We start from the raw sequence: 20,962 nt of genomic DNA, 5'->3' as shown, positions 1-20,962 counted from the left end.
TCACAGCCTCCGTTAGCGCGGCGGATTGAGCACATCGCTCATCTGCGCATCGCTTAACGTCAGGCCAAAGAACTGCCGATAAAACTCACGCGTCTCTTTGCGTATATCCACATCAGCAAATCGCGCAGGATAAAGCGTTTTCGCCAGCCACAAAAATTGCAGCGCCTCTTCGCTGGTTTCACGGCACCACCAGAACATTCCTTTCGGATTAACGTAAACGCGATGATGAATGACCGCGTCCACGCTTGCCCACTGCGGAGAACTCAGAATGGCATCCGCGTCGCGCTTGTTCATCGCGATGATAACCGCCGGATTGGCAGTGACAATTTTCTCCAGCGCGACTTCACCCGAACGGTTTTGTTGATGCTCGCCAAACCAATTTTCAGCGATATTTTTGCCGCCGGCCAGGTCAATCCAGTCCTGGTTTAGCGAGGGTCTACCGGTGGTGGTCAGCGGATTGCCCATACTGTGATAGAGCGACACGCGCTGTGACGCAGGAAGATCTTTCAGGCGCCCGGTGACCAGGGCCACGTTGCGATCGAAGTAGCGTTGATAGGCGAGCGCTTTTTGCTGCGCATCGGGCCCCAGCACCGCTGCCGTTTGCTGTACGCGCTGCGTTAACGCCCGCAGTGAATTCGCCTCAAACGCCAGCACCTGCACCCCAGCCTGTTTCAGCAACGCCTGTTGAGGCACTACCATATTCTGCGGTACAAAAAGCATATCGACCCCCAGCGCGATAATCTGTTCGGGATTGATTTCATGCCCGCTGTTTACGCTAACTGCTGCGACTTTCTCTATGCGCGGCAGGCTCTGGCGAAACAGGGGGATCCTTTTTGCAATCATCGAGGTTCCGACAATGTTATCGCCGTACCCCAGCATGGCAATAATGGTATTTTGCGCCGGCCACGGTGACGCGATACGCACCTCCTTGTGCGTATTTTCTGCGTGCAGGCTGGCCGCCAGCAGCAGCGCCAGCAGCGGAAATAAACGGGAGAGTTTCATCATTTATCCATCAGAAATCGAAGGTGACGGATGCACGCACTTCGCGGCCGCCGCCGATAAACGCACTTGGGGAACCGTTATCGCCATCGGTACCCGATGGGAAGATAGAAGCCCAGTAATGTTTATCAAACACGTTGTTTACCACCACGCGGAAAGTGGTTGGGACGTTGCTCACTTTCGTGGTGTAACGCGTTCCCAAATCCCATGTGGTATAGCTGCTGGCGTAAGAGGTGTTGGTATCGTTCGCCGCGCGTTTGCCCGTATAATGGACGTTAGCGCTGTAAACCCATTCCGGTATGGACGGCAAACTGTATTCCGCCAACAGATTGGCCTGCACTTTCGGCACGCCGACAACCTGTTTATTGCTGGTTGAGGCATTCGCCGTATCTTTCAGTTTCGGGTCGAGGAAGGTCACGCCGCTGTAAATATTCAGCCCCTGCCACACATTCCCGGCAGCGGTTAACTCAAGGCCGTTGTTAACCTGGTTACCCTGCTCTTTATACACGTTATCCGTATCAAGATAGGCAAACGGACGTTCCAGTCGGAACAGCGCGGCGCCTAGATTCATCTCGCCGATGTCCGATTTTAGCCCCACTTCATACTGCTTGCTGCGATACGGGTTTAGCGTTTGACCGGCATTTTTTACGCTCTCATCCGTCGGTGCGGTACCGCCCTGCTCCAGCGAATCGGCATAGCTAACGTAGGCCATTGTGTTAGGGGTAATTTTATACATCAGCGCGGCGTTCGGACTTAAACCATTTTCATCAACCTGGTTCGTTTGATTACCGTGCTTATCGTAGTTTTTAGTCTGCAGCCAGCTCTGGCTGAGATAGAACATTGCCGACCACTGCGGCGTAAATGTCACCGTATCGCCGAGCGTAACGCTCTGCTGAGTATTTACGCTGGAGCGGTATCGCGGCCCGCCGGTGCGGATTTTGCCATCGCCCTGCTCATCTATCGCATCCGGGTGATACATATTTGTTGTACCCCAGCTATAGCTGGAACCTGTTCCTTTGGCACTATAAAGCGACCAGACATATCCCGTGGTAGAAAGTGACAGATCGTGGCAGATAGAGCCGGTATCAATATGACCATTCAGCCCGGCGGTGTTGCTCAGGACGCGAAAACGTCCGGCAGCGGTGGAATCCTTCATCGAACGAGAGATATCGCCCTGATTGTTGAGTATTTTACTGGAAACACTACGCATCGCGCGGTCAGCCTGCTGCCAGCCCACGCCAGCGTTCATGGACCAGTCGTCGTTAAAGTAGTGGATCAGGCGAGTGCTGATGGTATCGGTAGTGAGGTCGTTGCCCGCAGTGCTGAGCGCCAGATTTTTGTCCTTCGGATTCGGCGCAGACGGCAGTTTGACGTTCGGCCCATAGTTAAAGCTACCGACATAGCCTTTCTGGATAAATTCGTAATGGCTGGCGTCGAGCTGTAGCTGAGTGCCCGGCTGAATATTCCAGTCGAGCGCAACGGAAACGAGTTTGCGACGCAGCGTGCTGTCATGCACATTGCCTTCCCCTTCCTGATCAAGCAGGTTCACGCGATAGCCAAACCGTTTGTTTTCATCAAAATGGCCACCCAGATCGGCATGGCCGGTAAACGCACTGCGGCTTTGATAGCCCAGCGTCACTTTACGCAGCGTCTCTTCGGTTGGGCGCTTCGCCACGAAATTAAACTGCCCTGCTGGGCTCGCCGGGCCGTACAGCGCGCCGGTCAAACTGTTAAGCACATCCATGCGCTCAAGCATTTCCACCGGAAACGCGGTTGTTGAAACGATATTCAGCCCGTCCAGACGGCTGTTGGCCACCACGCTGCCCTGCATCCCCCGACTTTGCGGACGCCCGACATCCATTCCACCGCGCGCCTGCATTTGCGTACTGGGAGAGTATTTCAGCATCTCGCTGACGCTTTGCGCCTGCTGATTTTCAATCATCTCTTTAGTAACAGTGGTGCTGGAATATGGTGTTTCGATCCAGGATTTCGTTCCCAGCGGGCCGACATCTATATCGTTCGTTTTGAAACCGGCACCGGCGGCAGAATCGGTGGTGTCGGCGGCGGTGTTGCCCGTGACAATCATTTCATCTTCAGAAGTAGACGAGGCATGAGCATGAAGCGGTATGAAAGACGCTAATGCTGGCAAAAGCGCAGCGAAAGTTATTTGAGTTTTCATGAATCACTGATCGTTATGTAAATATTTATATTACGATCGGTGCATAGGCAAAATTATGATCCAGATCACACGTGAATGTAAGTTATTTACAAATTACGCTAACCTTCTGTCTCCGCTCTTTGCAGCATAAAAGTATGGCGGCGCGTTGTTGAAAGCAGGAGCGGCCGGGTTGTCAGAAAGCTGGTTTGGACGCAAGTAATATATAACAACTCTGATTACCGCATACTGTCAGGACAGTATCTACTTGAGCGTCCGCCTTTGGCACAAAGCGGACTGTCAGATTAGATTCAGACCTGTACTCATTAGCTGATACAAATCAGCCACATATACCTGCATTCAAAATAATTTCAGAAAGATATTATCTCCGTGAATCCCCCGCCACCTTTCCGGTGCACGGGGTTTTGTCTTTTTTCACTGGGAATACATGTATGAATCCGTCTGATGCCATTGAGGCAATTGAAAAACCGCTCTCCTCCCTGCCTTACCCGATTTCCCGTCACATCCTGGAACATCTGCGCAAACTCACCCGTCACGAACCCGTGCCTGGCATTATGGGTAAAAGCGGGGCCGGTAAATCCTCACTCTGTAATGCACTGTTTCAGGGGGAGGTCACCCCGGTCAGTGCACTCATGACAGTGCTTCCCGGACATGCCGCCATCCCTCTGATGACACGCCTGCAGGACGAACTGCGCACGGAGTCTGTCCGCACTCAGACCCGTGAACAGTTTACCGGTGCGGTGGACCGGATATTTGACACGGCGGAGAGTGTCTGCATTGCCTCTGTTGCACGCACGGTTCTGCGCGCCGTCCGTGACTCGGTGGTCTCTGTTGCCCGCGCGGTATGGAACTGGATTTTCTTCTGAACCCGGTGGTGATGTACCAGGCTGTTGTTACAGATTTTTAACTCCATGAAAACACTATGCAAACGCAGCCATACCCGGGGTGTCCCCTTGCGTTGTGTTTTTCAAGTTAATAGAATACATCGATCGTTACTATCATATCGATCGTTATAAACGATCGTTTGTGGTAAATGACCTCCTCCGTGGTTGTCATGAAAATGCGTCTCAGGAAGGTTAAATAATGCACGAAAAGAACATCGCCCTGCTTTGTGATGAAGCCGACCGACTTTTGCAACTGAACATTAATCTGCTCCGGCAAATGGTTGAGGAGCCAGATGTGTTATCTGACAGTAAGAACGAAAAAAGACTGCTTTTTGATAAACAGAAAGCACTGAAAAGAATTGAGGAGCTGGAGGGCGAACAAATCAAAACCGCCCGCAGGGAGATGGTGCTGGCTGTTGTCGGCACGATGAAAGCAGGTAAATCAACCACCATCAACGCCATTGTGGGGCAGGAAATTCTGCCTAACCGTAACCGCCCCATGACCTCTGTACCGACGCTCATCCGCCACGTTCCCGGAAAAACTGAGCCGGTTCTCCATCTGGAACATATTCAGCCTGTCCGCAATTTATTAATCACACTGCAGGAAAAACTCGCCACCCCGGCAGGACAGCAGGTCGCACAGACCCTGCAGCAAACCGGGGATACCCGCGAACTGCTGGATATTCTGACGGATGATGGCTGGCTCAAAAATGAATACCACGGGGAGGAGGAAATCTTTACCGGACTGGCATCGTTAAACGATCTGGTTCGTCTTGCTGCGGCAATGGGGAGTGAATTTCCTTTTGATGAATACGCAGAAGTGCAGAAACTGCCGGTGATCGACGTGGAATTCAGCCATCTGGTGGGGATGGATGAATGCCAGGGAACACTCACACTGCTGGATACCCCCGGCCCTAATGAAGCCGGACAACCGCAGATGGAAGTGATGATGCGGGATCAACTGCAGAAAGCCTCTGCGGTGCTGGCGGTGATGGACTACACCCAGATGAACTCGAAAGCCGATGAGGAGGTTCGTAAAGAGCTTAATGCCATTGCTGATGTGTCTGTCGGCCGCCTGTTTGTGCTGGTCAATAAATTTGATGAAAAAGACCGTAATGGCGATGGGGCTGATGCAGTCTGTCAGAAGGTACCGGCAATGCTGAACAGCGATGTGCTGCCCGCCTCCCGCGTTTATCCCGGATCCTCACGCCAGGCATACCTGGCTAACCGTGCGCTTCATGAGTTACGGAAAAACGGAACCCTTCCTGTTGATGAAGCCTGGGTCGATGATTTTGTCAGGGAAGCCTTCGGTCGCATGAAAAAAGATTACGTCTGTAAAGACAGCGAACTGGCAACTGAAGGGGCGACAGACCTGTGGGAAGGCTCACTTATCGATCAACTGATAACGGAAGTCATACTGAGTTCACACTCCAGAGCTGCGGCACTGGCGGTTGATTCTGCCGCCGCAAAACTGATGCAGAATGCAGAAAATATCAGTGAATACCTGTCGTTACGCCATCAGGGGCTGATGCAAAGTATTCAGTCACTGCAGGCGCATATCACCAGCCTGCTTGAGGATATCCGGGAAATAGCAGACTGTCAGGAGCAGGTGACCGCTGATGTCAGAATGGCCATGGAGGAGATCGATGCCAGAACCCGGGAATTACTGACGGGGGTCTGCACCTCACTGGAAGAGGAGCTGAATGACTATTTCAGAAGCGGTAAACGCAAAGAACAGCAAATGCTGGAGGAAGAAAATTCAGCGCAGCCCCGGGAGAGAAACGCATTCGCTTTCTTTCTCGATATTTTCGGAACCGGAAATCAGCATGACAGGATGCGGGACTTTGATCCCGACAGCCCCGAAATAAAATTCAGTGATCGCAGGGAAGCCCTTGAACTGATGACGCAAATCGAATCGACCGTGACCAGCCTGCACCGTGAGGCTGAAGCACAGTTCCGGCCTGAGCTGGAGAAAATCGTCAGCGGGATTGAAACAGGTTTTCGTGGCACGGCCCTGTACGCCACAGAAAACATTGCCGGTCGCATCAATACCCGCCTGGAGGATGAGGGCTTTACCGTAAAAATCAGTTTTCCGGCAGTCAGTCAGTTACAAACCCGGCTCGCGGTAAAAACAAATCTGAGTGCGCTTATGGAGGAAAGAACGGAGACCGTCACCCGTCGCCGTCGGCAGAGTGGTTTATGGGGAAAGATTTGTGGAGCGTTTGGCACCAGTGACTGGGGCTGGGAAACCTATAAAGAGGATGTGAGCCGCAGTGTTATCAATATCAACACCGTCAGGAAGGAAGTTATGTCACTGACCCGGGCATATTTCGGGGAGCTGCAGGCATCCATTGAGCAGGATATTAACCAGCCCGTCCGCCAGGAAATCGATGCCTTTTTCTGCGCATTCAGGGAGAAAGTTGAACAACTGCGTAACACGCTGATTCAGAGCTCTGAAGATCATAAACGCGATCAGCAGGCACAGGAACGGCTTACCAGGAGACTTCAGGCATTAAATGAAAGGGTTCCTGAGCTCATTACTGACAGTAAGGCGCTGAGGGAAGAGCTGGAGACAATGCTGTGACTTCACCATTTATTCAACAAATTGCTGATAACCGGGTATGTCAGGTACTCACCTGTCTTCCTGAAAAATTTGTGGTTGATTTCGCAAACGGAATCGATGTTGCACAGGAGCATATCCGCACGGCCGGAGAGCGCACGTTCTTCCGGCGTTTAAAAGAGGGACTGACCGGCGAAGGCGCTGCACGGCAGAATGCCATCAATGCTTCGGTTGCACAGGGCCTTGAGGCGTCCCTGCGCTGGCTGACGGAGCTGACAACGTCACTTGCCACCACAAACTACGCGATTACCCGGGTAAACGACAGGGTCAGTTCACTGGTCAGTGATACTGCCAGGCTGGCGCATTATTCCGCAGATACACGGGAGCAGTTACTCATCCTGGCCGATCAGGTTCACCATAAACTGAATCATCTTGAAGAAAAACTCCACCGTGTTGACCAGGTTCAGCGGGCGCAGTTACATCTTGAGCAGATATTCTCATGGTGGAGCGCCGGGCGATATGCGTCATTTTCCCCTGCCGGACGTTGTTATGTGGCGCTTGAAGAGCTTCGCTGGGGCGCGTTTGGTGATGTGATACGTCAGGGCGAAACAGGCCAGGTTAACCAGCTACTGGATATTCTCAGACATAAAGCATTAACGCAGATGGCACAGGAGAGTGGCGGTAGTGCAACCGTGCGTCTGAACACTCTGGACTGGCTTGGTGGTCAGGGCCGGGAGCAGGCAGATAACGAGTGGCATGACGCGATTAACTGGCTGGGAGACTGGTGCAGTGAAGAGCAGCATCCGGTGATCTGGTCAACCACGCAGGCTGCAGAACACTTACCGGTTCGCATGCCTCGCCTCTGCTCTGCAGAACGCCTCTCTGAAAGTATGGTCGATGAAATATTTCAGAAGGGGGCTGGATGAGTACAGAAATGAAAACGGGGCTGGTGCTGTCCGGTGGCGGGGCGGTGGGCGCTTATCAGGCGGGAGTGGTTAAGGCACTGGCAGAGTGTGGTACACAGATCAGCATGGTTTCAGGGGCCAGCATTGGCGCATTCAATGGTGCCATTATCGCGGCCTCTCCCGATCTGTCAGAAGCTGCCGTACGCCTGGAGGCGCTCTGGGATCATCTGGGGAATAATCAGGTGCTGTCGGTAAACCGATTGGTTTACTTTTCATTGCTGAAAAAATTGTTCCAGGCAATGAACCTCTGCCAGATCCCCGGACGTGCAGGAGCACTGCTTACGACGCTTCTTCGCCATATATCGATACTCAACGGGTTTGACAATCTGATGGCTCAGCCGTTGTTGTCAGATGAGCCCCTGACAGCGCTGTTGGATCATTATCTTGATACTGATGCTCTGGCAGACGGGCTACCGCTGTATGTGTCGCTGTACCCCACAGAAGGGGGCATGCAGGATATTATTGACTGCATTCGTGCTGAACTGGGTGCCGGAACCACGAAAAACGCCGTTTTTCAGCATATCCAGAGCCTGCCCCGCGGACAGCAGAAAGAGGCTCTGCTTGCGTCAGCCGCGCTGCCCCTGCTGTTCCGTCCCCGTGAGGTTCAGGGGACAATGTTCGGTGATGGTGGTATGGGAGGATGGCGAAATATGCAGGGAAATACCCCTGTGACGCCTCTGGTCGATGCCGGATGCAATATGGTGATTGTGACGCATCTGAGTGACGGTTCTTTATGGGATCGCCAGGCTTTTCCGGACACCACAATCCTTGAGATCCGTCCCCGGAAAAGGCTGAAATATGCAGGTGATGGTGACAACAGCGGCGGTCTGCTCAGTTTCACGTTGGAACATACCGACGCCTGGCGTCAGCAGGGCTATGAAGACACGATGCTGACGATGGAGCATATCCGGAAACCGCTGGCAGCACGTCAGGTACTGTCCCGGTCAGAAACGGTGTTGCAGAAAAGTCTGGAGATAACGGAAGAGGCAGATTTGGCACTGAGAAACGCGATGGCCCGGATTAAATAAAGACGCCCCAAAGAAACGCCACCGCCTGTGGTGGTGTTTTTCCTGGCTGGTGTTATTGAAAATATTTTCAGATATATATTACCTGAGAGAAAGTTTTACCCCTCACCTGTCAATTCACTCACTGGAAATTTAATTATGCAATTACCTGTAAAGTTATTAATGAGCCTTATATCTCTGGTCAGCGTTATTGCACGTGCCGGGAAATATAAAAATTACATCCGGGATGAAATAAAATACTGGCGATATACATCATACAAGGGGGGGGAATTTCCGGAAGGTTTCACTGATGAGAAATTTTCCAGCGCCATTTACAACGGAAGAATATTTACAATGAAACGTTTACATACCCTGATGTTATTTCTGGCGGTTCTGTTTACTGGCTTTAACGTGGAAGCAGCGAGCGTGAAACAAGCGCTCAGCTGCGACCCAAACGCCCGGGCTGAACAACCTGGAGCGTGTCCAACAACGTACGAGTTGTACGAAGGTGACGCTGCCTACAAAGCTGCGCTTGACAAAGCATTAAAACCGGTCGGACTGAGCGGCATGTTCGGTAAAGGCGGGTATATGGATGGCCCTGGCGGAAACGTAACGCCAGTAACCATTAACGGTACAGTCTGGCTCCAGGGCGACGGTTGCAAAGCCAATACCTGCGGCTGGGACTTTATCGTAACACTCTATAACCCAAAAACCCATGAAGTCGTTGGCTACCGCTACTTTGGTTTAGATGACCCGGCCTACCTGGTTTGGTTCGGCGAAATTGGCGTGCATGAATTCGCGTATCTGGTGAAAAACTACGTAGCTGCGGTTAACTAATTTAAGGAGTCTGTCATGAAAACTTTTATCAAAACTTTACTCGTTGCTGTAACTATTCTGTTCTCTGTCTTCGCTGCGGCGAAACAAGTAAAACTGCCAAACAACATCAAATACGTTAATACTACAGAGGCGTTTTCCTGTACTGAGATTGACGGTATGAATTGCCAGACGAAGAATCCGTTCAACTATAAAGATAACAGCTATGTTTTCGTGCTTGAACGTGGTGGTGCCTGGTGTTACGACTACACTGTCTCGGTACTTAACCTGAAAACCGGGAAAGAACAGATGCTCGAATACAAAGACAACCAGCTGTGCTCAGGTAGCAACAAACCGTTCTTCGAAATCAAAAATGGCGTACCGACGGTAGGAGTCATCGACACATCCGGAAAACCTGTCGTTGTGGCTCTGGACAAACTTAAAACCTGAGGAGTAAACCATGCGTTTCTCTGCACATTATTAATATCAAAGGTAAATACAGCCCCAGCCATTGTTGCCGGAAAGCCGCTTAATGCGTGGCTCGCCAGTGAAAGGCTTCTCAGACAATAAACCTCATTCATTTCACCCGTCAGGCCGCGTCTTCTCCGGGAGACGTGGCTTTTTTCATTTATTACACCAGTAAATCTTAACCACCGATAAGGAGCAAATCATGCGATTAACCAGTCGTTTTGGTTATGTAAACCAGATACGCCGTGACCGTCCGCTGACACACGAAGAACTGATGCACCATGTACCGGGTATTTTCGGTGAAGACCGGCATACCTCCTGCAGTGAACGCTATACGTACATCCCCACCATCACCGTACTGGAAAGCCTGCAGCGGGAAGGCTTTCATCCATTCTTCGCCTGCCAGACCCGCGTACGTGACCCGGACCGCCGGGAATACACCAAACACATGCTGCGTCTGCGCCGTAACGGAGAGATAAACGGAGAACATGTCCCTGAAATTATTCTGCTCAACTCTCATGACGGTACCTCCAGCTACCAGATGCTGCCGGGTTACTTCAGGTTCGTCTGCCAGAACGGATGCGTCTGTGGTCAGTCTCTGGGGGAAGTGCGTGTTCCGCACCGGGGAAATGTGGTGGACAGAGTCATTGAAGGGGCTTACGAGGTGGTGGGCGTGTTTGACCGGATAGAGGAGAAGCGTGATGCCATGCAGTCGCTGATTCTGCCGCCACCGGCACGCCAGGCGCTGGCACAGGCGGCACTGACTTACCGTTATGGTGACGAACATCGGCCCGTCACCACCGCCGACATTCTGACGCCACGACGCCGGGAGGATTACGGTAAGGACCTGTGGAGTACTTATCAGACCATCCAGGAGAATATGCTGAAAGGCGGGATTTCCGGTCGCAGTGCAAAAGGAAAACGTATCCACACCCGTGCCATTCACAGCATCGACACCGATATTAAGCTCAACCGCGCATTGTGGGTAATGGCAGAAACGCTGCTGGAGAGCCTGCGCTGATGCAGCATGTCCCTGAAGGCGTGATTCAGGCACCAGAATCACCCGACGCCCCGGAGGCGCTGCCGGGGTGTCGTTCCATTTCTGATGATGACCTGTGCGCCTGGTGTACCCGTCTGCTTTACCGTCCCGGAGAAATCAGTCTGTGCAGACTGAGTACAGGCAATGGCATCTGGCCATCCGTCTGTGACCGGAACGGTTACGCGTACGGCTGTCCGGAATTTCAGCCGAATATCATTCATCCCTGATATTACCGGGTCTCACGGTCAGTGATGAACGTGATGTTGCCAGCTCCCGACCTTTACTCCCTCTCATTTATTCACATTACAAGGATTTCATACATGAAAACATTGTCTCAGAACACCACCTCTTCGGCCTGTGCACCGGAGACTGGCCTGCAACAACTGGTTGCCACCATAGTCCCTGATGAACAGCGCATCAGCTTCTGGCCGCAGCATTTTGGCCTCATTCCACAGTGGGTGACCCTGGAGCCCCGTGTCTTCGGCTGGATGGACCGTCTGTGCGAAAACTACTGCGGTGGTATCTGGAATCTGTACACCCTGAACAACGGCGGGGCATTTATGGCCCCTGAACCGGATGACTATGATGACGAAACATGGGTACTGTTCAATGCCATGAACGGTAACCGCGCTGAAATGAGCCCGGAAGCCGCCGGCATTGCCGCCTGTCTGATGACGTACAGTCATCACGCCTGCCGTACGGAGTGTTATGCCATGACGGTTCATTATTACCGTCTGCGAGATTACGCCCTGCAGCATCCGGAATGCAGCGCCATTATGCGCATTATTGACTGAAAGGGGGCCGGAACAATGCAACAGATTTCCTTTCTGCCCGGAGAAATGACAACCAGAGAGCGCAGCCTCATTCAGCGGGCCCTGAAAACCCTGGACCGCCATCTTCATGAACCCGGCGTGGCCTTCACCTCCACCCGTGCGGCACGGGAATGGCTGATTCTGAACATGGCGGGACTGGAGCGTGAAGAATTCCGGGTGCTGTATCTGAATAACCAGAATCAGCTGATTGCCGGTGAAACCCTCTTCACCGGCACCATCAACCGCACGGAAGTCCATCCCCGGGAAGTGATTAAACGCGCCCTGTATCACAATGCCGCAGCCGTGGTGCTGGCGCACAATCACCCGTCCGGTGAAGTCACACCCAGTAAGGCAGACCGGCTTATCACCGAACGTCTGGTACAGGCACTGGGCCTGGTGGATATCCGGGTGCCGGACCATCTGATAGTCGGTGGCAGCCAGGTTTTCTCCTTTGCCGAACATGGTCTGCTTTAACCCGTCACAACCACATCACACCTGTTTTCACTTTTATCTTCTGTCTTCAGAGGTATCCCACTATGAAAATCATCACCCGTGGCGAAGCCATGCGTATTCACCGTCAGCATCCTGCATCCCGTCTTTTTCCGTTCTGTACCGGCAAATACCGCTGGCACGGCAGTGCTGAAGCGTATACCGGTCGTGAAGTGCAGGATATTCCCGGTGTGCTGGCCGTGTTTGCTGAACGCCGTAAGGACAGTTTTGGCCCGTATGTCCGGCTGATGAGCGTCACTCTGAACTGAGTCAGTAAGGGCATTCTGATGAGCAGAATTATCACCACCACCGTGTATACACTGCATGAGCTATCCTCCACCGCACAGGAAAAAGCCCGCGACTGGTACCGTCAGCATCATGCTGACAGCAACTGGTATGAAAACGTGTATGAGGACTTCAGGGCGGTCTGTGGCATTTTCGGAATTGACCTCCGCCAGCGCGTTTTCCGGCTCAGCAACGGCAGGTTTATGGAAGAGGCGTGCATCTGGTTCAGCGGATTCTGCAGCCAGGGGGACGGAGCCTGTTTTGAAGGACGCTGGCACTGGCAGCCAGCAACAGCCAGAAGGCTCCGGGAGTATGCCACACAGGACCATGAACTCCATCGTATCGCGGATGCCCTGCAGGCGGTGCAGAAACGTAACTTCTGGCAACTGCAGGCTGAAATCCACCACCGGGGACGTTACTGCCATCCGTACAGCATGGATATCACTGTTACCCGGAACAGTCCGACTGGTCAGGCTATGACAGCCGATGCGGAAGCCGCTGTCAGCGAAGCCCTGCGCGACCTGGCCTTCTGGTTGTACCGTCAGCTGGAAAACGAGTACGACAGGCTGACCTCTGATGCCGCTGTGGATGAGGCCCTTCTCATCAACGAATACACCTTCACCGAAGCCGGTCTGCGCGCCGGCTGACCTGAGGACTTTATCGTGTCAGACAAACTCCATGAGACAAATTATCCCGACGACCATAACGACCGCCTCTGGTGGGGACTGCCCTGCACCGTGACGCCCTGTTTCGGGGCACGTCTGGTGCAGGAGGGTAACCGGTTGCATTACCTTGCCGACCGCGCCGGTATCAGAGGCCTGTTCAGCGATGCAGATGCGTACCACCTGGACCAGGCCTTTCCGCTGCTGATGAAACAACTGGAACTCATGCTCACCAGCGGTGAACTGAATCCCCGCCATCAGCATACCGTCACGCTGTATGCAAAAGGGCTGACCTGCAAAGCCGATACCCTCAGCAGTTGTGGTTACGTTTATCTGGCTGTTTATCCGACGCCCGAAATGAAAAATTAACTCTCCAGAATAGCCTTCTGCTACGGCCTGGTGTTTTCACCACGCCACTTTTCCATTTTTATATCTGCATATCAGGAAAATCTTCAGTATGAAAACATTACCTGTATTACCCGGGCAGGCGGCCAGTTCTCGCCCGTCTCCTGTTGAAATCTGGCAGATACTGCTGTCCCGACTGCTGGACCAGCACTATGGCCTCACACTGAATGACACACCGTTTGCCGATGAACGTGTGATTGAGCAGCATATTGAGGCAGGCATTTCACTGTGTGATGCGGTGAACTTTCTCGTGGAAAAATACGCGCTGGTGCGTACCGACCAGCCGGGATTCAGCGCCTGTACCCGCTCTCAGTTAATAAACAGCATCGATATCCTCCGGGCTCGCAGGGCGACCGGCCTGATGACCAGCGACAATTACAGAACGGTAAATAACATTACCCTGGGTAAGTATCCGGAGGCGAAATGATGACACTGGAAGCCGACAGCGTTAACGTACAGGCGCTGGATATGGGGCACATTGTCGTTGACATTGATGGTGTTAATATCACTGAACTGATTAATAAGGCCGCTGAAAACGGTTATTCACTCCGCGTGGTGGATGACCGTGACTCTACCGAAACACCGGCAACTTATGCCAGCCCTCACCAGTTGCTGTAAGACAATGCAGTGATACAGGGTATAGTGCCATTAACCACAGAAACAGCACTGTTGTCCTGTATTAAGCAGGCAAGAGAAGATGTCCTTACCCTGCGCCATCTGCAGCTTCTGCACCAGAACCGGTGAATCTCACTCAACAGGCTTCATTTCCCCTGACGCCAGCCTGAATACAGCTGGCGTTTTCATTTATAAACAGAAAGGAAAACCGATAATAATGGAATGGACGCCCCGACCATGAAGCAACGGTAGGATATTACTGATAAACCTTCCAGTGGAGGTGCGTTATGGCCGTTTTAACGATTAGCATTGACCTGACAAAAAATGAATTCCAAATCCACGGTCTGGGTAGGAACAGAAAAATCTAAGCTCAGAAAACGGATTAAAGTAAGCGTCAACGGAGCACCGTATTGACGCTTATTTATTGGTGAGAACTACGTTCCATGGCAGGAGTTCGTCAACACGGTTGGAGGGCCATTCCGGCAGTATGCTCAGAATATGGCGCAGATACGCTTCCGGATCGATACCGTTCAGACGGCAGGTGCCTGCTTTTCCGGCAACAAGCAGGAATCTCAGCGCTGAAGCAGGAATTAGAGGTAAAAACGCCCTACCGGGCCATGAATCACCCGGTCATTGGAGTAGTAACCAAAGCAGATTTAGCCAGCATGGAACAAATATCTTTGGTGACAAGTTGGTTACGGGAAGCTGGAGCGCACAACGTGTTAGTAACCAGTGCAGTTAATAACAATGGAGTTACAGAACTTTTTGCCTTGCTGCATACAGAAGAAGGCTGTTGTTAATTTCGATTGGTTCTCAGATGAGAATGATGACGGTGATACACAGATAAGAATCAATGAGCAATGAGGGTTGCCGGGCAACCCTCATTGAATAAAACGGGAATTACTTCGCTTCGCCGTTTTTCATTTCGCCCATAGCTTTCAGCTTTTTGGAGATATCGCGGCGTTCTTTGGAGAGCTCGGCATTTTTGATGATGTAATCGTCAACGCGATCTTCATAGTCACCTTTCATGCTGGCGATGATGCCCTGGATTGCTTCAACGCTCATCCCTGGCTTGATGTAATCGCTCAGGTTGTCCAGCAACAGGACGCGCTTCTGGTTGTCACGGATCTTTTTCTCAACGTCCTGAATTTCACGTTGCAGTTTGTTCTTACGACGGAACAGACGAACAAATTCCAGTACGTCCTGGAATGAAGGCTTGGTAGTTTCCATTTTTATACCCCTGATAATGTGAGAGTCGGATTCGTTTAAGCAACCGCTATTCGTTAGGGCCAACATTACTCATAGCTGCCGCAGATGACAATGCTTTTATCCCTTTTCACTATCATACCCTTTATCCTTGCTGAATCGAAGCAGCAGCAAGATGATTCTGAAGTTCAGGAATTATTTGCGCAAGGCCCGGCAAATCAGATTCGATAGCAACTCAAGCTGATGTGCCGTTTCCATGTTCAGCCACACATAACCATAGATTGGTGTTTCCAAGACTTTCAGGTCATGGTGGTTATCGAGCAACTGACGCAGCTCTTCCACAGCATCGTTCAATTTTTCCGTATTGGCAAAAACCGGCTGCGGATTACCTTCGTACAGCGCATGAACAAGGCTCAGCAGTATTTGCTGCATCATGTGCTGGGTATCACGAAGTTTTTGCGCGTTCAATAACACGAAATGGCTGGGGCGCGTGGCCCAGTATGCATTGATTTGCAACTCCAGCATACAAACCAGATTGCGATTAATGGTCTGGATACCTTCATATATCGATTTGGGAATACGGGTTTCTTTGCTGGCGGGCGCAATCAGCCCACGCATTTTCACGGCATCGGTCAGGAGTTTTTGTAGATGGCTTTCCAGACGTGGGCGTTCGAGTAAGTTCGGTGAGAATGCAGATTGATAGACCCGATTATACTCGGTCAGACTTTTCGCCAGTTGAATGCGCCAGTGGATGAACGCCCGTTGTGGCCAGATACCGGTAAACAACATTGCCAGTAAAGAGCCGAGGATCACATCGCCGCTTCGCCATAACGCCGTATCAATTTCACCTGTCGGGGAACCCACAACAATTGCCAGCGTCACCCCAATCAATAATCCTTGATACGGTTTCTTGCCCAGCGCCAGCCAACCGCAAAGAAACATCGCCGCCGCGCACCAGACTAACATCAGCGGTAACGAAATTAACTCCAGTTGCAGAGCGATAAGACCTAAAATCGAACCCAACACCGTACCGCCAATACGTTCGAAGGCACGAGGGACAACGTTCCCCCAGAACGAGATTGGCCCCATAATCACCACCATGGTGACCAGCGGCCAGGTGCTTTCCGGGATAGTAAACAGGCGGATAATGAGAAAAGTGAGCAGGAATGCCAGCGCGACCCGAGTACCATGCACAATGCGGTAATGGCGGTATACCCGGATTTCAAACGGGCTTAATGACTTATCGGCACGCACGCAGAAACTCCGTAATGAAGATGAAAAGCGCTCATAACACATCTGTCGGCCAGAAGGCGCGCCTCTGAGTTATCCGACGGACATACCGGGAACAGTGTAATTTCCCGGCAGGAGCGAAAAATTTGAAAGGCGCATCTTACTCTTTTCGCTTTCAAAAAAAGAGTGGTCTTCGCGTTAACACACCGCCCTGAGATGAATTAGTGATGTTTTGGCTGCACCGCAACATACATTTCGATATCCCAGTACCCATCTTCCGCGCCATTGTTCAAGTAAACCTCGAAGCAGGGCTTTGGTAACATTTCATAAGCACTGTCCTGCAAGAGGCTATTAAAGAACTGATACCAGGGTTTAGCAAAATCATCACCGACTACACGAGCCACCGCCACCGCATACTGACCACCTGAAATTTCTGTCAGAATGACGCCCTCACTGTTTTCGGGGAGCGTAAAGTTATTCGGTACCGTCACGACGGTGTCGCAGCGTAATTTTTCGGCGGGTGTTTCATCTGGATTGTCGTAATAGACAGCAACCCACTCCTTCGGCACAATATTTTTGCTATCTATCCACATCATCAACTGCTCAAAACCTTTCTTTACCATCTGCTCCCACGGGCCAACAAGATGGAAACCTGCAACGGTACGTTTATCTTCCTGCTTAATCTCGTAGTTCATGACGCCTCCACTAACACTGTTTTTATATACAGTATAGTTGCAATATTAAAACCACAAGGAATGAGTGTTGATTATGCGAGCAGACTCGCACTCCTGCCAGTCTGCTGCAAAAGAAAGGTCAGGCCTTATGGTGGAAATAATCACTCAGGCGGGAAAACATGCTGCCTTCCCCGACAGATTCCAGGGTAACCAGCGGCCAGTGCGCCACCTGTTTATCACGGTCGTAAAGTTCAATTTCCCCTACCCGCTGATGGGCGCTAATTGGCGCGGTGAGTTCTTTACCATCAAGGGTATATTTGGCTTTGATATGTGGAATTTCGGCTTTCGGTAGCACCATCCAGAACTCTTGTTCCGTTCCCAGGGCGATATTTTCTTTATCACCATACCAGATGCGTTCCGTACCGACCTTTTTCCCACGGTGCAAAATTTGCACCGTAGTAAAGTTTTGTTGCCCCCAACGCAGTAATTTTCTTGCCTCTTCCTCACGACCTTTTGCGCTGTCAGCCCCCATTACCACTGCAATGAGGCGACGCTGCCCGTCTACAGCCGAAGCAATAAGATTAAACCCGGCACCAGAAGTATGGCCCGTTTTCAGGCCGTCAACATTCATGGTTTTATCCCACAATAACCCGTTACGGTTTTGCTGGGTGATACCGTTCCAGGTGAGGCTTTTCTCACTGTACATATGATAAAACTCGGGCTCGCCGTGGATGATAGCGCGAGAAAGCACGGCTAAATCATAAGCCGAGCTATGCTGGCCAGGTGCATCCAGACCATGCACTGTTTCAAAATGCGTATCCTTGAGATGCAGCTTCTCGGCATAGTTGTTCATCATTTCAACAAACTGCCGTTGCCCACCGGCAATATAGTCAGCCAGAGCAACACAAGCGTCATTTCCGGAATCCACAATTAAACCACGGCTTAAATCACGTACCGATACGCGATCGCCCTCTTTCAAAAACATCAGTGAAGAACCGACAAACACCGGATTATCTTTCGCCCACGCATCACGCCCCACGGTGACAATATCGTCTGGCGTAATGCGATGACTATCGATAGCGCGATCCACGACATAGCCCGTCATCAGCTTTGTCAGGCTGGCGGGATTGCGCTGTTGATGCTCATTACCCGCGGTGAGAATCTGACCGGTGGTGTAATCCATCAATACCCAGGACCCGGCATGAATCTCTGGAGGCTGAGGTGAAAAAGGAATGTTTTCCGCCGCAAAACCAGACGATAAATTAAAAACGAACAAAGAAGCAGCAATAATAAGACGGCGTTTCAACAGCAAACCCTCAGGTGTTTCAAATAGCTGTTCTTTTTACGGAAATACTTATGAACTGGCTGGAATAAAGTGCAAGAAAATGTGACTACTATCTCATTTTTATCTGACATGATCTGTTGCCACTCGCTGCCAAATTGTCGCGCTAAAGCTGATTAGCACGGTGATATTTGATACTCTGGCAGACAGCAGAAATAACGGATTTAACCTAATGATGAATGACGGTAAGCAACAATCTACCTTTTTGTTTCACGATTACGAAACCTTTGGAACGCACCCCGCGTTAGATCGCCCTGCACAGTTCGCAGCCATTCGCACTGATAACGAATTCAATGTCATCGGCGAACCCGAAGTCTTTTACTGCAAGCCCGCGGATGACTATTTACCCCAGCCTGGAGCAGTATTAATTACCGGTATTACCCCGCAGGAGGCACGGGCGAAAGGAGAAAACGAAGCCGCGTTTGCCGCCCGTATTCACTCGCTTTTTACCGTACCGAAGACCTGTATTCTGGGCTACAACAATGTGCGTTTCGACGACGAAGTCACACGCAACGTTTTTTATCGTAATTTCTACGATCCTTACGCCTGGAGCTGGCAGCATGATAACTCGCGCTGGGATTTACTGGATGTTATGCGTGCCTGTTATGCCCTGCGCCCGGAAGGAATAAACTGGCCTGAAAATGATGACGGTCTACCGAGCTTTCGCCTTGAGCATTTAACCAAAGCGAATGGTATTGAACATAGCAACGCCCACGATGCGATGGCTGATGTGTACGCCACTATTGCGATGGCGAAACTGGTAAAAACGCGTCAGCCACGCCTGTTTGATTATCTCTTTACCCATCGTAATAAACACAAACTGATGGCGTTGATTGATGTTCCGCAGATGAAACCCCTAGTTCACGTTTCCGGAATGTTTGGGGCATGGCGTGGCAATACCAGCTGGGTGGCACCGCTGGCGTGGCATCCTGAAAATCGCAATGCCGTAATTTTGGTGGATTTGGCAGGAGACATTTCGCCATTACTGGAGCTGGATAGCGACACATTGCGCGAGCGTTTATATACCGCAAAAGCCGATCTTGGCGATAACGCCGCCGTTCCGGTTAAGCTGGTGCATATCAATAAATGTCCGGTACTGGCCCAGGCGAATACGCTACGCCCGGAAGATGCCGACCGACTGGGAATTAATCGTCAGCATTGCCTCGATAACCTAAAAATTCTGCGTGAAAATCCGCAAGTGCGTGAAAAAGTGGTGGCGATATTCGCGGAAGCCGAACCGTTTACACCTTCAGATAACGTGGATGCACAGCTTTATAATGGCTTTTTCAGTGACGCCGATCGTGCAGCAATGAAAATTGTGCTGGAAACCGAGCCGCGTAATTTACCGGCACTGGATATCACTTTTGTTGATAAACGAATTGAAAAACTGTTGTTCAATTATCGAGCGCGCAACTTCCCGGGGACGCTGGATTATGCCGAGCAGCAACGCTGGCTGGAGCACCGCCGCCAGGTCTTCACGCCAGAGTTTTTGCAGGGCTATGCTGATGAATTGCAGATGCTGGCACAACAGTATGCCGATGACAAAGAGAAAGTGGCGCTGTTAAAAGCGCTTTGGCAGTACGCGGAAGAGATCGTCTGAAAATAAATATCCTCCGGCATAGCCGGAGGTTTTTCAAATGCGCCTTTAAGGCTCTCTTACCAGCCGCGCCCTAACAGGCGCACACGATCTGACATTTGCATCCAACTTCGTTACTTACGGCCCGTAAACGGGCTGCCCGGATAGGGAATCGATAACTGCTCTCCCATTTTATCCTCTTCAAGCTGGTGCTTTATGTAATCCTGTATCTTCGCCGTGTTCTTACCCACCGTATCGACGTAATACCCTCTGCACCAGAACTCCCTGTTCCTGTATTTGAATTTCAAATCACCAAACTGCTCGTAAGGCATCAGACTGCTTTTCCCTTTCAGATATCCCATAAAGCCTGATACGCTCATTTTGGGCGGGATCTCCACAAGCATATGGATATGATCTGCACAGCATTCAGCTTCCAGAATCCGTACACTTTTCCACTCACACAGCTTTCTCAAAATACAGCCTATTGCTCTACACTTCTCTCTGTAGAACACCTGTCTTCGGTATTTTGGCGCAAATACTATGTGATATTTACAGTTCCATCGGGTGTGCGCTAAGCTCTTTTCGTTCCCCATTGGGACCCCCTTTTGATTTCTTGTTTGACACTTGCAGTTGCCAGACCGCAAGGTGTTTTAACAAATCAAAAGGGGTTTTAATAACTGGCTCAAAGCTGAAAGCTTTCCGGAACCCCCAGCCTAGCTGGGGGTTTTCTGTGCACAACAAAAAAGCCGGAGCGACAA

At 51.2% G+C, this 20,962-nt stretch carries 24 protein-coding genes and 2 pseudogenes; 18 read left to right on the top strand and 8 right to left on the bottom strand.

Going from position 1 to position 20,962, the window contains the following annotated elements:
- Positions 1-12: 12 nt before the first annotated feature.
- Both ACJHX4_RS06575 and ACJHX4_RS06570 read right to left on the bottom strand, forming a co-directional pair.
- Positions 13-1,002, bottom strand: a complete 990-nt coding sequence (locus tag ACJHX4_RS06575; RefSeq protein WP_000778018.1) for an ABC transporter substrate-binding protein — start codon at positions 1,000-1,002, stop codon at positions 13-15.
- Positions 1,003-1,012: 10 nt separating this feature from the next.
- Entirely contained in the window at positions 1,013-3,178 is a 2,166-nt protein-coding gene (locus ACJHX4_RS06570) for a TonB-dependent receptor (RefSeq protein WP_000856948.1), read from the bottom strand.
- A gap of 428 nt (positions 3,179-3,606) precedes the next feature.
- On the opposite strand from ACJHX4_RS06570, the gene ACJHX4_RS06565 reads away from it, so the two are divergent.
- The 16 genes and pseudogenes from ACJHX4_RS06565 to ACJHX4_RS06490 form a co-directional block, all read left to right on the top strand.
- Complete coding sequence (locus ACJHX4_RS06565) at positions 3,607-4,041, top strand: hypothetical protein (RefSeq protein ID WP_001069649.1); 435 nt, start codon at positions 3,607-3,609, stop codon at positions 4,039-4,041.
- A gap of 217 nt (positions 4,042-4,258) precedes the next feature.
- Positions 4,259-6,643: a dynamin family protein gene (locus tag ACJHX4_RS06560; RefSeq protein WP_001531797.1), complete on the top strand. Its 2,385-nt coding sequence runs from the start codon at positions 4,259-4,261 to the stop codon at positions 6,641-6,643.
- Complete coding sequence (locus tag ACJHX4_RS06555; RefSeq protein WP_000203551.1) at positions 6,640-7,545, top strand: diguanylate cyclase regulator RdcB family protein; 906 nt, start codon at positions 6,640-6,642, stop codon at positions 7,543-7,545. The genes ACJHX4_RS06560 and ACJHX4_RS06555 overlap by 4 nt, the downstream gene beginning before the upstream one ends.
- A complete protein-coding gene (locus ACJHX4_RS06550) occupies positions 7,542-8,612 on the top strand; it encodes a patatin-like phospholipase family protein (protein ID WP_247773318.1) in 1,071 nt (356 codons plus the stop codon). The genes ACJHX4_RS06555 and ACJHX4_RS06550 overlap by 4 nt, the downstream gene beginning before the upstream one ends.
- A gap of 135 nt (positions 8,613-8,747) precedes the next feature.
- Positions 8,748-9,425, top strand: coding sequence for a hypothetical protein (locus tag ACJHX4_RS06545; RefSeq protein WP_001362823.1), 678 nt, complete (start codon positions 8,748-8,750; stop codon positions 9,423-9,425).
- A gap of 15 nt (positions 9,426-9,440) precedes the next feature.
- Positions 9,441-9,851: a hypothetical protein gene (locus ACJHX4_RS06540; RefSeq protein WP_000846703.1), complete on the top strand. Its 411-nt coding sequence runs from the start codon at positions 9,441-9,443 to the stop codon at positions 9,849-9,851.
- A gap of 220 nt (positions 9,852-10,071) precedes the next feature.
- Positions 10,072-10,890: a DUF932 domain-containing protein gene (locus ACJHX4_RS06535; RefSeq protein ID WP_001542275.1), complete on the top strand. Its 819-nt coding sequence runs from the start codon at positions 10,072-10,074 to the stop codon at positions 10,888-10,890.
- Positions 10,890-11,135 (top strand): hypothetical protein, encoded by a 246-nt coding sequence (locus tag ACJHX4_RS06530; protein WP_001164966.1) that lies wholly within the window; start codon positions 10,890-10,892, stop codon positions 11,133-11,135. The genes ACJHX4_RS06535 and ACJHX4_RS06530 overlap by 1 nt, the downstream gene beginning before the upstream one ends.
- Positions 11,136-11,228: 93 nt before the next feature.
- On the top strand, positions 11,229-11,702 hold the full coding sequence (locus ACJHX4_RS06525; protein WP_001542276.1) for an antirestriction protein: 474 nt from the start codon (positions 11,229-11,231) through the stop codon (positions 11,700-11,702).
- A 15-nt stretch (positions 11,703-11,717) separates the two neighbouring features.
- Positions 11,718-12,194 (top strand): RadC family protein, encoded by a 477-nt coding sequence (locus ACJHX4_RS06520; RefSeq protein ID WP_001186200.1) that lies wholly within the window; start codon positions 11,718-11,720, stop codon positions 12,192-12,194.
- A 62-nt stretch (positions 12,195-12,256) separates the two neighbouring features.
- Positions 12,257-12,478, top strand: coding sequence for a DUF987 domain-containing protein (locus ACJHX4_RS06515; protein WP_000692345.1), 222 nt, complete (start codon positions 12,257-12,259; stop codon positions 12,476-12,478).
- 18 nt (positions 12,479-12,496) lie between these two features.
- Entirely contained in the window at positions 12,497-13,141 is a 645-nt protein-coding gene (locus tag ACJHX4_RS06510) for a hypothetical protein (protein ID WP_000086752.1), read from the top strand.
- A gap of 15 nt (positions 13,142-13,156) precedes the next feature.
- Positions 13,157-13,525: a type IV toxin-antitoxin system YeeU family antitoxin gene (locus ACJHX4_RS06505; RefSeq protein WP_001280918.1), complete on the top strand. Its 369-nt coding sequence runs from the start codon at positions 13,157-13,159 to the stop codon at positions 13,523-13,525.
- 88 nt (positions 13,526-13,613) lie between these two features.
- Entirely contained in the window at positions 13,614-13,988 is a 375-nt protein-coding gene (gene cbtA / locus ACJHX4_RS06500) for a type IV toxin-antitoxin system cytoskeleton-binding toxin CbtA (protein WP_000854815.1), read from the top strand.
- On the top strand, positions 13,985-14,179 hold the full coding sequence (locus ACJHX4_RS06495; RefSeq protein WP_000988600.1) for a DUF5983 family protein: 195 nt from the start codon (positions 13,985-13,987) through the stop codon (positions 14,177-14,179). Before cbtA ends, ACJHX4_RS06495 begins: the two co-directional genes overlap by 4 nt.
- Before the next feature lie 33 nt (positions 14,180-14,212).
- Positions 14,213-14,305: pseudogene (locus tag ACJHX4_RS06490) on the top strand (DUF957 domain-containing protein); the annotation flags it as partial.
- A gap of 288 nt (positions 14,306-14,593) precedes the next feature.
- Here ACJHX4_RS06490 and ACJHX4_RS06485 read toward each other — a convergent pair.
- Positions 14,594-14,731: pseudogene (locus tag ACJHX4_RS06485) on the bottom strand (transposase domain-containing protein); the annotation flags it as partial.
- Between the two features lie 62 nt (positions 14,732-14,793).
- Between ACJHX4_RS06485 and ACJHX4_RS06480 the strand changes: the two are divergent.
- Positions 14,794-14,976 carry a EutP/PduV family microcompartment system protein gene (locus ACJHX4_RS06480; protein ID WP_001296208.1) on the top strand — a complete coding sequence of 61 codons (183 nt, stop codon included), beginning with the start codon at positions 14,794-14,796 and terminating at the stop codon, positions 14,974-14,976.
- Positions 14,977-15,076: 100 nt separating this feature from the next.
- Here ACJHX4_RS06480 and ACJHX4_RS06475 read toward each other — a convergent pair whose 3' ends face one another.
- The 4 genes from ACJHX4_RS06475 to dacD form a co-directional block, all read right to left on the bottom strand.
- Positions 15,077-15,406 carry a DUF496 family protein gene (locus tag ACJHX4_RS06475; protein ID WP_000450409.1) on the bottom strand — a complete coding sequence of 110 codons (330 nt, stop codon included), beginning with the start codon at positions 15,404-15,406 and terminating at the stop codon, positions 15,077-15,079.
- A gap of 171 nt (positions 15,407-15,577) precedes the next feature.
- A complete protein-coding gene (locus ACJHX4_RS06470) occupies positions 15,578-16,636 on the bottom strand; it encodes an FUSC family protein (protein WP_001200889.1) in 1,059 nt (352 codons plus the stop codon).
- Positions 16,637-16,833: 197 nt separating this feature from the next.
- Positions 16,834-17,307 (bottom strand): DNA gyrase inhibitor SbmC, encoded by a 474-nt coding sequence (sbmC, locus tag ACJHX4_RS06465; protein ID WP_001105368.1) that lies wholly within the window; start codon positions 17,305-17,307, stop codon positions 16,834-16,836.
- Positions 17,308-17,425: 118 nt separating this feature from the next.
- Positions 17,426-18,592: a serine-type D-Ala-D-Ala carboxypeptidase DacD gene (dacD, locus tag ACJHX4_RS06460; RefSeq protein ID WP_001296209.1), complete on the bottom strand. Its 1,167-nt coding sequence runs from the start codon at positions 18,590-18,592 to the stop codon at positions 17,426-17,428.
- Positions 18,593-18,800: 208 nt separating this feature from the next.
- Here dacD and sbcB point away from each other — a divergent pair, with 208 nt between their 5' ends.
- Complete coding sequence (gene sbcB, locus ACJHX4_RS06455) at positions 18,801-20,228, top strand: exodeoxyribonuclease I (RefSeq protein ID WP_000980556.1); 1,428 nt, start codon at positions 18,801-18,803, stop codon at positions 20,226-20,228.
- A 110-nt stretch (positions 20,229-20,338) separates the two neighbouring features.
- Here sbcB and tnpA read toward each other — a convergent pair whose 3' ends face one another.
- A complete protein-coding gene (gene tnpA / locus ACJHX4_RS06450) occupies positions 20,339-20,797 on the bottom strand; it encodes an IS200/IS605-like element IS200C family transposase (protein WP_001531805.1) in 459 nt (152 codons plus the stop codon).
- Between the last annotated feature and the right edge of the window lie 165 nt (positions 20,798-20,962).

It is taken from the genome of Escherichia sp. WS2035 (assembly GCF_046487065.1).
GTDB lineage: Bacteria > Pseudomonadota > Gammaproteobacteria > Enterobacterales > Enterobacteriaceae > Escherichia > Escherichia coli.
The sequence above is the reverse complement of the archived record's forward strand: the minus strand, read 5'-3'. Positions and strand labels throughout refer to the sequence as shown.

Bases quoted from the DNA above. Each gene is read 5' to 3' on its own strand.
- ACJHX4_RS06575 (WP_000778018.1), bottom strand. From the start codon at position 1,002: ATGAAACTCTCCCGTTTATTTCCGCTGCTGGCGCTGCTGCTGGCGGCC.
- ACJHX4_RS06565 (WP_001069649.1), top strand. From the start codon at position 3,607: ATGAATCCGTCTGATGCCATTGAGGCAATTGAAAAACCGCTCTCCTCC.
- cbtA (WP_000854815.1), top strand. From the start codon at position 13,614: ATGAAAACATTACCTGTATTACCCGGGCAGGCGGCCAGTTCTCGCCCG.
- ACJHX4_RS06520 (WP_001186200.1), top strand. From the start codon at position 11,718: ATGCAACAGATTTCCTTTCTGCCCGGAGAAATGACAACCAGAGAGCGC.
- ACJHX4_RS06525 (WP_001542276.1), top strand. From the start codon at position 11,229: ATGAAAACATTGTCTCAGAACACCACCTCTTCGGCCTGTGCACCGGAG.
- tnpA (WP_001531805.1), bottom strand. From the start codon at position 20,797: ATGGGGAACGAAAAGAGCTTAGCGCACACCCGATGGAACTGTAAATAT.
- sbmC (WP_001105368.1), bottom strand. From the start codon at position 17,307: ATGAACTACGAGATTAAGCAGGAAGATAAACGTACCGTTGCAGGTTTC.
- ACJHX4_RS06560 (WP_001531797.1), top strand. From the start codon at position 4,259: ATGCACGAAAAGAACATCGCCCTGCTTTGTGATGAAGCCGACCGACTT.
- ACJHX4_RS06515 (WP_000692345.1), top strand. From the start codon at position 12,257: ATGAAAATCATCACCCGTGGCGAAGCCATGCGTATTCACCGTCAGCAT.
- ACJHX4_RS06480 (WP_001296208.1), top strand. From the start codon at position 14,794: ATGAATCACCCGGTCATTGGAGTAGTAACCAAAGCAGATTTAGCCAGC.
- ACJHX4_RS06495 (WP_000988600.1), top strand. From the start codon at position 13,985: ATGATGACACTGGAAGCCGACAGCGTTAACGTACAGGCGCTGGATATG.
- ACJHX4_RS06540 (WP_000846703.1), top strand. From the start codon at position 9,441: ATGAAAACTTTTATCAAAACTTTACTCGTTGCTGTAACTATTCTGTTC.
- ACJHX4_RS06530 (WP_001164966.1), top strand. From the start codon at position 10,890: ATGCAGCATGTCCCTGAAGGCGTGATTCAGGCACCAGAATCACCCGAC.
- ACJHX4_RS06550 (WP_247773318.1), top strand. From the start codon at position 7,542: ATGAGTACAGAAATGAAAACGGGGCTGGTGCTGTCCGGTGGCGGGGCG.
- ACJHX4_RS06535 (WP_001542275.1), top strand. From the start codon at position 10,072: ATGCGATTAACCAGTCGTTTTGGTTATGTAAACCAGATACGCCGTGAC.
- ACJHX4_RS06510 (WP_000086752.1), top strand. From the start codon at position 12,497: ATGAGCAGAATTATCACCACCACCGTGTATACACTGCATGAGCTATCC.
- sbcB (WP_000980556.1), top strand. From the start codon at position 18,801: ATGATGAATGACGGTAAGCAACAATCTACCTTTTTGTTTCACGATTAC.
- ACJHX4_RS06545 (WP_001362823.1), top strand. From the start codon at position 8,748: ATGCAATTACCTGTAAAGTTATTAATGAGCCTTATATCTCTGGTCAGC.
- ACJHX4_RS06570 (WP_000856948.1), bottom strand. From the start codon at position 3,178: ATGAAAACTCAAATAACTTTCGCTGCGCTTTTGCCAGCATTAGCGTCT.
- ACJHX4_RS06475 (WP_000450409.1), bottom strand. From the start codon at position 15,406: ATGGAAACTACCAAGCCTTCATTCCAGGACGTACTGGAATTTGTTCGT.